Source organism: Lysinibacillus sp. NPDC093216 (assembly GCF_050280325.1).
Classification (GTDB): domain Bacteria; phylum Bacillota; class Bacilli; order Bacillales_A; family Planococcaceae; genus Lysinibacillus.
Genome location: NZ_JBNNVB010000053.1, coordinates 1 through 9,632 on the forward strand (window position 1 = coordinate 1; position 9,632 = coordinate 9,632).

The 9,632-nt window shown below is 36.0% G+C and carries 12 protein-coding genes; 6 read left to right on the forward strand and 6 right to left on the reverse strand.

What is annotated here, in order from left to right:
- Positions 1 to 63 precede the first annotated feature (63 nt).
- Together ACQKOG_RS26720 and ACQKOG_RS26725 are read right to left on the reverse strand one after the other, a co-directional pair.
- Complete coding sequence (locus ACQKOG_RS26720) at positions 64 to 774, reverse strand: hypothetical protein (protein ID WP_370076596.1); 711 nt, start codon at positions 772 to 774, stop codon at positions 64 to 66.
- A gap of 473 nt (positions 775 to 1,247) precedes the next feature.
- Positions 1,248 to 2,228, reverse strand: coding sequence for a diaminopimelate dehydrogenase (locus ACQKOG_RS26725; RefSeq protein WP_370076598.1), 981 nt, complete (start codon positions 2,226 to 2,228; stop codon positions 1,248 to 1,250).
- A 360-nt stretch (positions 2,229 to 2,588) separates the two neighbouring features.
- Here ACQKOG_RS26725 and ACQKOG_RS26730 point away from each other — a divergent pair, with 360 nt between their 5' ends.
- Positions 2,589 to 2,879: a hypothetical protein gene (locus tag ACQKOG_RS26730; RefSeq protein WP_402874418.1), complete on the forward strand. Its 291-nt coding sequence runs from the start codon at positions 2,589 to 2,591 to the stop codon at positions 2,877 to 2,879.
- 6 nt (positions 2,880 to 2,885) lie between these two features.
- Here ACQKOG_RS26730 and yeiL read toward each other — a convergent pair whose 3' ends face one another.
- Positions 2,886 to 3,548, reverse strand: a complete 663-nt coding sequence (gene yeiL / locus ACQKOG_RS26735; protein WP_370076602.1) for a transcriptional regulator YeiL — start codon at positions 3,546 to 3,548, stop codon at positions 2,886 to 2,888.
- Positions 3,549 to 3,649: 101 nt separating this feature from the next.
- Between yeiL and ACQKOG_RS26740 the strand changes: the two genes are divergently transcribed.
- Positions 3,650 to 4,801, forward strand: a complete 1,152-nt coding sequence (locus ACQKOG_RS26740; RefSeq protein WP_427448578.1) for an MFS transporter — start codon at positions 3,650 to 3,652, stop codon at positions 4,799 to 4,801.
- A gap of 49 nt (positions 4,802 to 4,850) precedes the next feature.
- On the opposite strand, the gene ACQKOG_RS26745 is transcribed toward ACQKOG_RS26740, so the two are convergent.
- Complete coding sequence (locus tag ACQKOG_RS26745; RefSeq protein WP_402874463.1) at positions 4,851 to 6,026, reverse strand: oxalate decarboxylase family bicupin; 1,176 nt, start codon at positions 6,024 to 6,026, stop codon at positions 4,851 to 4,853.
- A 57-nt stretch (positions 6,027 to 6,083) separates the two neighbouring features.
- A complete protein-coding gene (locus tag ACQKOG_RS26750) occupies positions 6,084 to 6,683 on the reverse strand; it encodes an O-methyltransferase (protein ID WP_427448579.1) in 600 nt (199 codons plus the stop codon).
- A 650-nt stretch (positions 6,684 to 7,333) separates the two neighbouring features.
- On the opposite strand from ACQKOG_RS26750, the gene ACQKOG_RS26755 reads away from it, so the two are divergent.
- Together ACQKOG_RS26755 and ACQKOG_RS26760 are read left to right on the forward strand one after the other, a co-directional pair.
- The gene (locus tag ACQKOG_RS26755; protein ID WP_427448580.1) at positions 7,334 to 7,534 is read left to right on the forward strand and encodes a hypothetical protein; all 201 of its coding nucleotides are present in this window, start codon (positions 7,334 to 7,336) and stop codon (positions 7,532 to 7,534) included.
- A gap of 585 nt (positions 7,535 to 8,119) precedes the next feature.
- Positions 8,120 to 8,512 (forward strand): hypothetical protein, encoded by a 393-nt coding sequence (locus ACQKOG_RS26760; protein WP_402874406.1) that lies wholly within the window; start codon positions 8,120 to 8,122, stop codon positions 8,510 to 8,512.
- A 119-nt stretch (positions 8,513 to 8,631) separates the two neighbouring features.
- On the opposite strand, the gene ACQKOG_RS26765 is transcribed toward ACQKOG_RS26760, so the two are convergent.
- Positions 8,632 to 8,820 carry a hypothetical protein gene (locus ACQKOG_RS26765; protein WP_370076612.1) on the reverse strand — a complete coding sequence of 63 codons (189 nt, stop codon included), beginning with the start codon at positions 8,818 to 8,820 and terminating at the stop codon, positions 8,632 to 8,634.
- A 120-nt stretch (positions 8,821 to 8,940) separates the two neighbouring features.
- Here ACQKOG_RS26765 and ACQKOG_RS26770 point away from each other — a divergent pair, with 120 nt between their 5' ends.
- Both ACQKOG_RS26770 and ACQKOG_RS26775 read left to right on the forward strand, forming a co-directional pair.
- The gene (locus ACQKOG_RS26770; protein WP_143999067.1) at positions 8,941 to 9,147 is read left to right on the forward strand and encodes a hypothetical protein; all 207 of its coding nucleotides are present in this window, start codon (positions 8,941 to 8,943) and stop codon (positions 9,145 to 9,147) included.
- 215 nt (positions 9,148 to 9,362) lie between these two features.
- Positions 9,363 to 9,590 carry a DUF4177 domain-containing protein gene (locus ACQKOG_RS26775; RefSeq protein ID WP_427448581.1) on the forward strand — a complete coding sequence of 76 codons (228 nt, stop codon included), beginning with the start codon at positions 9,363 to 9,365 and terminating at the stop codon, positions 9,588 to 9,590.
- Positions 9,591 to 9,632 lie beyond the last annotated feature (42 nt).

The window sequence follows — 9,632 nt, forward strand, 5'->3', positions numbered from 1 at the left end:
GAACTGTTCAAAACAGAAATGGACTGCGAACGCATAGTTACTCAGGAATCCCACTGACATTAGTCAGCTTGTCCCTTTAGGGGTGGGAGTCTCAAGTTCAGCACTTAAAGATGAAGTATCCATACCTCGCATCTCAAATACTTTCGCACGTCCTCTATAAAACTTTTCTTCTTGAGAAGCATGATTTATCACACGGCTTTCATTATGTTTAACATATTGATCGATTAAGTCATCGAAGCCCTGTTTCATATCACCTGTTAAATACTTTTCACTAAAAAATTTTAAAGCAGCTGTTGAAGCAGCAAGTTCCAACTGTGCTTCTGTAGAACTTAATTCTTGTGTAATTGGCGTCCGTCCTACTTTAATATCCCTTCCTTTCATCTGGGATATATCCAAATTATCTAGACCGTCCGTTATGTCTACCAGCATATTTTCTATGTCGTCAATTGTGTGTGATTCTTTGCCCGTAAAAAAGCCCGTGTCACTCAAATATTGACTAAAAATAAGCCACTGATCCTGTGGACGATACGAAAAAATATCGGAAGGATCAGGATTTACCGATCGCATGTCCATCTTTGCGATTTCTTTCTCTGTCATAGCTTTTAAATACTTTACTTCATCAGATAGAGTGAGTGTATATGCTTTACCATCACGTTCAACTTCAATTTCATTTTTTCCGCCAAGTGGTTGCCCCTTTACAAGGTTAGGATTGCTAAGCGCCTCTTGTCTATGGTACTCCCTAACTGCAGCTTCATACAGAAGAATAATTTGCACTTCATTCACCTCATCGTTTATTCCAATTTAGTTAAGAAAGCTTTCGTTGGTAATACATTTATACCAGCACCGTAATATATTTAATTTCAGCCTATATTAATAGAAATTAAATACGAACCACATAGTATATCGGGTCAAAATAGTTTTATTTAACCATAAATTATAATTTATTACCAAATAACAATAATTTGTCTTATTTAAACAAAAACTCAAGTATCGCAACTGTTGCTAAGAAAAATCATGAGAGGAGTTTTCGCTTTGTAGTCCAAGTTCCCTTTACCACCCGGTGTAGAATCGAATGTACTTCCTGTCATGATTGGACCTCAAGTAATTTGTTGTCCGATATATTGTGGGTCAACTTTGTATTGTTTACACCATGGCTACGCTATACATATTGACGTGCTTGGGATTAGACTTGCTAAAAAAATCCCGATTATCAAATAATATGATAATCGGGATTTTGAATAAGTATATTATAAAAGTTCTTTACGTAATTCAGCAGCTGATTTTGGGGATAACAGACCGAATGGGATATCGAATACTGTTTTTGCACCTTTGTCTCCTGCTTGATTTAAGCGATGAGCTGCACGTGCAAAAGCTACTAGAACACTAGAAGTGAAGTTTGGATTACTTTCAAGCTTTAATGAGAATTCAAGAATTTGTTTTTCGTTAGCGCCGCTTTCACCACTACGAATTACGAATCCACCGTGAGGCATGCCAGTGTGGTTTGCTTTAAATTCCTCTTCAGAAATAAAGTTTACTGTAGTATCATACTCATCAAAATAGTTCGGCATCGTCACAATTTCTTGCTCAACTTTTGTAGCATCTGTACCTTCCTCAAGAACAACCCAGCATTCACGTGCATGTTTTTCACGCGTTGTCAGCTCAGGATTTTCACCGTTACGAACACGGTCTACAGCCTCTTTAATTGGTAATGTGTATTGTACTGCATTTTTAACACCTTCGATGCGACGGATAGCATCTGAGTGTCCTTGACTTAAACCGTCTCCCCAGAAAGTATAAGTTGTGCCCACTGGTAGAACTGCCTCCCCAAGTATACGATTTAATGAGAACAAACCTGGATCCCAGCCAACTGAAATGACTGATACTTTTCCAGATTTTTGAGCTGCTGCATCGACTGCCTCGAAAAACTCAGGAATTTTCGCATGCGTATCAAAGCTATCAATTGTATTAAACCATTGTGCAAAGTGTGGTCCTTGCTCAGGTAAATCTGTTGCTGAGCCACCACATAAAATCATTACATCAATGTCATTTTGAAATTTTTCAGCATCATCTACTAAATATACACTTGCATTACTTGCAATTTTTACAGTTGAAGGATCGCGACGTGTGAATACCGCTACTAATTCCATATCTGGATTTTGCGAGATAGCATACTCTACTCCGCGCCCTAAATTTCCATAACCTACAATACCTACTCGAATTGCACTCATTAAAAATTCCTCCTCACGATTACGTGACTCTGTGAAACCTTTCACGTTAAATCTAATTACAATAATACGTTTTGTCAGGAAAATTCACAATAGTTTGAGTACGTGTTTTTCTCTTGGAATTATACAAGTTTTCTATGATTTCTATTCGTTAATGGCATGAATACGGTTACATTTTACTAATGCAACTTCTTTCAGAGTATGTACAAACGTCCTCTTAAAGAAGTTATAGCCTCCAGACGCAATTATGCCAAGACATAATTGACTGACAAAACTTTAAGTTTTCGTTAAAGCATTGTAAATGAAGACTATTCCGACCGCATATCTTGTACAATAACACTAACGACAAAGGGGGCATGTTGAATGAAAAGTAATTGTTATTCACCAAGCACAACATTGGAACAAGGAGAATTACTTGCTTGTCCATTCCAAAATGCACAAAAATCTGCTAAAGCTCACATGGAAGCTAAGGCAAAGCACAAAAGATTTTCACCTAACAAACACCAATGTATAAGGGTTATACCTTTTGGCGTTATAGACGAAACCCTAAATATCTCCGTACAAAACCAGCGAGTCGATGAGATTAACTTCTACCATAGCGGCAAGGAGATTGCACGCTGGTTGATTAAAAAAAGTGAATACAATAAGCTGTAGTATCCCTCACTGTATCTCCTGTGCCAATTCGGAAAGTCGCTTTTCATTCACAATGTGATAGCCATTCTTTCTCTTTTCTAAAATTTTTTCTTCACAGAATTGCGCCAGTACATATAATAAATGCCGATAGGAAACCCCTAAATATTCACAGATTTCCGTATGCTTTTCTTTATAGATACCTTGATCTGACGATAATTGGATAAAGGCAGCAAGTCGATTTTCAAGTGGATACGCTTGATTTTGTGTATATTTTGACGTCATTTTGGTCGACTTTTCCCCTAAAAACACACAAAGTTTACGTAAAAATAGTACATCCGTGAGTAACTTTTCTTTGCAGGACTGCGTAATCGAAAAACAAATCGTCTCGGTTACTGTCTGAATCCCCTTCGTATATCTCGCCTCATTAAGCAACTCAATTTCACCCATAAAACGCGGTGGCTCTGGGTATTCGATAAGTGAGACCTTGCCGTTTTTATGCGTCATATATATTTTCGCTTTCCCTTCAATCATGTAGTATAGCGTATCCGGAAATGACCCTTCTTGAAAAATCCATTCGCCTTTGTCAAACTTACATACCTCCAGAAATGGATTTATATCAAATGAGAAAAAATCATCAATTGGATATTTATCGAGATAGTATGAACGTTCCTCAGCTGTCAGTATATGCATTTTTTCACTCTCTCCTCTTGAAAAATGTGAGATATCTCACATTATTGTACCGATGAACGTGCTATTATTCAACATAGTTAAATTGGAGGTACGGAAAATTTATGAACAATCAACGATGGCTTTCTCAAAATTTCTTTGCATTTTTCTTTACATGGGGTATTTTCTTACCTTACTGGACTGGTTGGCTTGTAGATGCCAAACATCTTACTGTCTCACAGGCTAGCGTCATAATGGGCTGCGGTCTTTTAGCACGAGCAACTTCAAATCTATTTTTCTTCCCGACGCTTGCAAAATATGTGCACAAAAAACGACTCGTTTGTATTCTAGCAATAGGTGCCCTAATCACAACTTTATTTTACTTACTAAGCACGAGCTTTATCTCGCTTCTTATTGTTACCCTTTTATTTAGCGTTTTCTATCCAGCACTGCTACCTGCCGTTGAAAGTAGTGCGGCAACGCTCGTACAGCATGGAAATGTACACTATGGTAAAAGCCGCTCCTATGGTTCCCTTGGCTTTGTCATTGCAGTATTAATCATTAGTATGCTAACAGGTGCTTTTGGCAATAACATTATCTTTTGGAGTATGGTGGTCGGCCTGATCGGTATGCTGTTGATGCAACAAATGGCTACACCAAAAGAGTTACTCGTTGTACCGACAAAAGAACAACGCGCAAAATCATTGTCGATGAAAACATTATGGACAATTAAAGGCTTCCCTATTGTTTTATTAGTTGTTATTCTGTTGCAAGGCGCACATGCTTCTTATTACAGCTACGGCTATATATATTTAGGTGATTTACATGTTGATCCATTCTACATGGGGATGATTATTAACATCGCCGTAATTTGCGAAATCTTATACTTTATGAAGGCTGATACACTATTTAAAAAATGGCGCTCATCTTCTTTATTACTTTTAGCAGCGAGTGGTTCATCATTACGTTGGCTACTCATTTACCTATTCCCGAATGTATGGGTATTTATCGCTTCTCAAACATTACATGCATTATCATTTGCTCTCGCGCATTTCGCTTTCATCGGCTATTTAACAAAAACATTGCCGAAGGAGCAAATTCCGAATGCACAAGGCCTTTATTCTGCATTAGCAATGGGATTAAGTACAGCGATCCTTACATTTTTAGGTGGCTATTTATACGAGATTTCGCCTGGACTATCATTTGCAGCAATGCTTATTTGTACTGTTCCAGCAATCGGTATACTACTTGCTACTAGAAATAAATTTCAATATTAAAAACAAGCAGGTGGGAAAGAGTCTCTTTCCTACCTGCTTTTCTATACGCTCATCTTGGGTAATAAGAAAATCCTGGATATTTTACAACCGGCCACTTTTCCTTTCTTAACACATTAACAAGTTCAGGACCAATGTTTAAATTGCTTTGTACTAGCTCAGATGGAGTAAGGGCCATCCATTGATTTAACGAAACATCCTGGAATCTATCACTTTTAAACATTTCAAGGAACCATAATGTCTCCGTACCGGTATTCTCAATGTAGTGACCATTTGCAAATGGCACGTATCCCACATCTCCTGCACGATAATCGAATGTTCTAGCCACACCATTTGCTGTAAACACTGTCATACGCCCTTTTCCTTGGAGGTAATATTGCCACTCATCATTATTTGGGTGCCAATGCAGCTCTCTCATAGCACCAGGCTTAATTTCGACAAGTGCTGCTGCGATATTTTTAGAAATAGGAAAGTTTGTTGAATCCACAATTCTGACACTACCACCAGGAGTTTTTATAGGGGTCTGGGCAAGCAGGCTATGTTTGAAAGTTTGAGGGACTGTACCGTATGGGGATTGTACTTTTTGTGTGTCTAGAGGTCCTGGAACCTTATCTTGAAAAATATAGACCTGTTCTTTCGGGATATGATTAAAAGCGCTCATTGGAACACCAAAATTGGAGGACAGCACATCTTTAGGAGTATGAGCAAACCAATCAGATATTGAAAAAGTACTTAGATCTGAGAAATGCCCATCGTCAAACACCAGCAAAAATTCACAGCCATCCTCAAGACCTTGTATGGAATGCGGAATTCCTGGCGGGAAATACCATAAATCCCCCGGTCCTACATCGGCAATAAAATTACGCCCATTTTGATCGACCGCTGTAATACGTGCATGACCAAGAAGCATATACGACCATTCAGCTTGTTGATGCCAATGCAGCTCACGAACTCCACCAGGTGTCAAACTCATATTGACACCTGCTAATGTAGTGGCAATTGGTAAATCACGAGCAGTAACTTCTCGAGACCAACCGCCATTTTTTAAAACCATATGCGTATCAGAAAAAGAGAATTTTAAATTTGGTACAAGTCCAGCATCTGTTTTCGGAGGGACAAGCATATCAGGATTTTCCAGATCCCTCATAATATCTCTCGGCCCTTTATCAACCCACCCCGCCCCATCTTTCCGAATAGGCTGCGGGACATAAGAATAGCCCTCTGGCATGTTCTCCAATGATTCACCTCTTCATAAAGAAATCATTATATAATATGTATGGATTCTTTACTTTGATAATTCTTTTCCTTTCAGCTTAGTTGCGAGGATAGCAGAAGATGTTGCTGTTAAATAAATTTCTGTAGCTCTTAATTCCTTATGATTTAACCAAAAGTCCCTGACCTTATCAGGTTTCCCTCTCCATTCTTCTGGAAAATGTTCTTCTGGCGTAAAATCGTCCATAACTAACATACCTCCAACAGCTAATGCCTCCAATAGTTGTTCGCCTTCAATTGTTTTAGCAGCAGCTGCATCAGCAAAAATAAATTGAAAAGGACCTTTTGCTATCGCTTCTTTCCAGTCACCTACTAAAAATTCAGCCTGCTGATGACGAAGTGTTTGAGCAGTAGCATCGATTTTTTCCTTTGCATGATCCACTGAGACAAACTGTACGTTTGGTGCAATGGTAGAAAGAATCCATGCACTGCCTACACCATAGCCAGTCCCGACTTCTAGGATTGTCCCATGTGTAATTTGACCAACAAGCACTGACAACAATCTTCCTGCCTCGTCTGAGCAAGAATACTCGAAATCATGTCTATGGGCTAACATTTTACTTGCCTTCACCATTTCCGGAATATATGTATTGGAGCGATATTTTGTTAACATAGTTACATACCACCTATTAGATATTTAATTCTTAATCATCTTCGCTTTTTTTCTTAAAATTCCTTTGTTAAAACATCACATCCCTAAATAGAGGTACGTTTTTATATTCAAAGTAATCGCTACTTATGTATAACGGATTTAACCTGATGCCTACCTAAAATGCTTGTTTAATAATAGCCCTTGTCATTTTAAAATCCCTTTTTAACCATATTTACAGTTGGAATGTTATTAATTGCGTTTACATATATTTACTTCGGGATAGCTTGACCTTATGCAACGCCCCAAACGTCATTGCAGTTTGCTATCCCACCATTATTTTAATTCCCTAGATATATCCAGTTGAAATCATCAAATGTCTTTCAAATCTGAATTGTTGTGTGTCCAAAGGCTGCAGCTTTCCATATTATAATAAAGTTAAAAATGAGGAGTTGTCCGATGAATGGAGCATCTATTCCTTGCTGTCTTTATTTTCGTCAGTGGCATATTGAATAAATTTAAATTTAAAAAAGTTAGTAGAACAAATTAATAAAAAATAGATTTTATTTTTTTCATTTAATACTCATATTGTTCATTTGGTTGCTGTTGTGTATGATGACACTGCGGCTATTTTCATGATAAAATTTACATATATTACATAAAGAGGTGATAACATGGAAAATAATAAATTAGTTTGTAAGGCTTGTGGTAGTGATTCCTTTGCACAAGGTGAATTAGGCGGATCTATGGCAAATGTAAAACCCATTAAGCTCGATATGGTCCATTTTTCGAGTTCACCACTAATTTTGACTATTTGTACGAATTGTGGAGAAGTAGCTTCAATGAAAGTTAAGAAAGTTGATAAGTTTAAATAGTCTCTTATAGTTAAACTTTGGATCACTCCCAGCCGAGTGTCTCTATATTAGTTTCTTTACTCATATTGTTCATTAGTTTGCTGTAGCGTGTGAAGACGCTGCGGCTTTTATTTTTTGAATCTACTAATATGTTATAATTTGGTTAAAAAGAAAGCAGGTTTATTATTGTCGTTTTTTCTTGATCTTGTAGTCCACATCGTTTTTATTGTTTGGAATTTAATTGTTTTACCATATAAATTTATTTGGATAGGTCTTGCTATAATTGTCCTTGCTTTATTATTTTTAAAAAGATCTCGATCTAACTAATTCATAAGTTTGGTAGGTATATCCCCACCAAACTTTTTTCGTTTAATACTTATATTGTGCAGTAGTATTGAGTCCCAGTTGCTATAAGAATTATGATTAATAATAAAAAGTAAGGTAAGTTGTTAAAACTCCTTTTTGGGGCGAGTTAACAATGTAGACTTTAATGCTACTAATGCTCTTAAAAGTACTGAACGAATTTTCATAATAAAACCTCCATTTATTAACTTTAAAGGTTATAATTAAGTGTAACAAAATACTAATTTCTAAGGAGAATTATGAATGAAAATTCAAACCAGTAATACAATAAATTATTTGAAAACAGAGGTAAATAAAAATATAAAAAATGAAAGTCTCTTAGATTTATTTGGAATTGAAAATATACATAAAGACAAAGACGAAGACGAAAACGAGAAAAATATCAAACCTAAATTCGAAACTAGATATGAAGATGGTTATATACGTACATATCTTGTGAAATCGAATGGACAAAAATTAGTTAGATTACTTGTTAGGGAGGTTAAACAAACCCAAGAAAACATGAAAGAGTCCATAGATTTAGAGGATATGTTGATACAAGAGCTTGAAAAGTTATCTAATCCCAAAAAATATGAACAGAATACTTCTATTTTTGAAAAAGAAAAGAATATTTCTAAATATAAAACAGGTATTTGAGGAAGATCAATATAAACAATAATTAGAAGATTATTAATTTACATGAAGGTTTAACATCTCTTAAAGAGCTGTAGCGTCTGCAAACGCTGCTGCTTTTTCTTTTACTCACGTTGTGTAATTTAGATCCCGTAATCATCAATTTGCTCTTTCAAGCATTCTAAGCAGATATTATCCACTTCTCGTCCATCCGAATTGACTTGTGTTAAATCATAAACTCGATTCAAAGCAAATCGTTTTGGTTTTTCGATAATAGGTACTTCCCGATATGTGCTCTCGCAATAATCACAGCATAAAGTTTGATTACTCATATTCTTTTACCTTCTTTCCTCATATTGTGCAGTAATTGAATCAATCCATATTTTCAAACATTACCTAATTATGTTATCCTTATATAAGTTATTAACCTATATATTAGGAGTTGTTATGCAATGAAAACAGACGGTACACATTCTAAAATTGGATATATAATATTTATTTTAGGTATCTTCTTGCTTGTAAGCGGAACAGGCAGATTATCTGGTCCCCTCGAATACAATTCATTTATTCCAAATAAATCTATTGCAATAATATTCATTTTTATTGGGCTTTCTGTTGTATTCAGTTCATTCTTTATAAAACCCCGAAAAGATCAATAATTTTACTGAACACTATTTATCTAGTGTTTAAGTATCTTTTGCGAATTCGCATGCATCAATCAGTTCTAAATGGAAATATTTATAAAAATCCATAGTGAACACCCTCTCTACACATTCTCTTTCGAAAAACCCTCGAACTGTTTACTTCATAATATTTTTGAAACTTTAAATTACTAAAAAACGTAAATAAAAGTAAGAATAAGGAGGTTGTTATCTTGTATGAACATAAATTTGTGAAAATTCAATTATCCACATGGACACTAACTCCTGAGGAAGATTATCATAAAGTTGTTTATGATCATGAAAAAGAAGGATGGGAGTTAGTACAAATCTTTGCACCGGGAATAAAAGGTCACGGCACTCCTACTTTTTTTGAATTAATATTTAAACGAGTTAATTTCATAATTCTAATCCCTTTAGCATCAGGGGTTCTGAAACAATAAAAAACGGGCACCTCCCCAAATTCGGTATAATGGTAGCGACGA

Coding starts and splice junctions, on each gene's coding strand:
- yeiL (WP_370076602.1), bottom strand. CDS start 3,548: ATGCATATACTGACAGCTGAGGAACGTTCATACTATCTCGATAAATAT.
- ACQKOG_RS26760 (WP_402874406.1), top strand. CDS start 8,120: ATGAAAATTCAAACCAGTAATACAATAAATTATTTGAAAACAGAGGTA.
- ACQKOG_RS26740 (WP_427448578.1), top strand. CDS start 3,650: ATGAACAATCAACGATGGCTTTCTCAAAATTTCTTTGCATTTTTCTTT.
- ACQKOG_RS26770 (WP_143999067.1), top strand. CDS start 8,941: ATGAAAACAGACGGTACACATTCTAAAATTGGATATATAATATTTATT.
- ACQKOG_RS26730 (WP_402874418.1), top strand. CDS start 2,589: ATGAAAAGTAATTGTTATTCACCAAGCACAACATTGGAACAAGGAGAA.
- ACQKOG_RS26755 (WP_427448580.1), top strand. CDS start 7,334: ATGGAAAATAATAAATTAGTTTGTAAGGCTTGTGGTAGTGATTCCTTT.
- ACQKOG_RS26745 (WP_402874463.1), bottom strand. CDS start 6,026: ATGCCAGAGGGCTATTCTTATGTCCCGCAGCCTATTCGGAAAGATGGG.
- ACQKOG_RS26750 (WP_427448579.1), bottom strand. CDS start 6,683: ATGTTAACAAAATATCGCTCCAATACATATATTCCGGAAATGGTGAAG.
- ACQKOG_RS26725 (WP_370076598.1), bottom strand. CDS start 2,228: ATGAGTGCAATTCGAGTAGGTATTGTAGGTTATGGAAATTTAGGGCGC.
- ACQKOG_RS26765 (WP_370076612.1), bottom strand. CDS start 8,820: ATGAGTAATCAAACTTTATGCTGTGATTATTGCGAGAGCACATATCGG.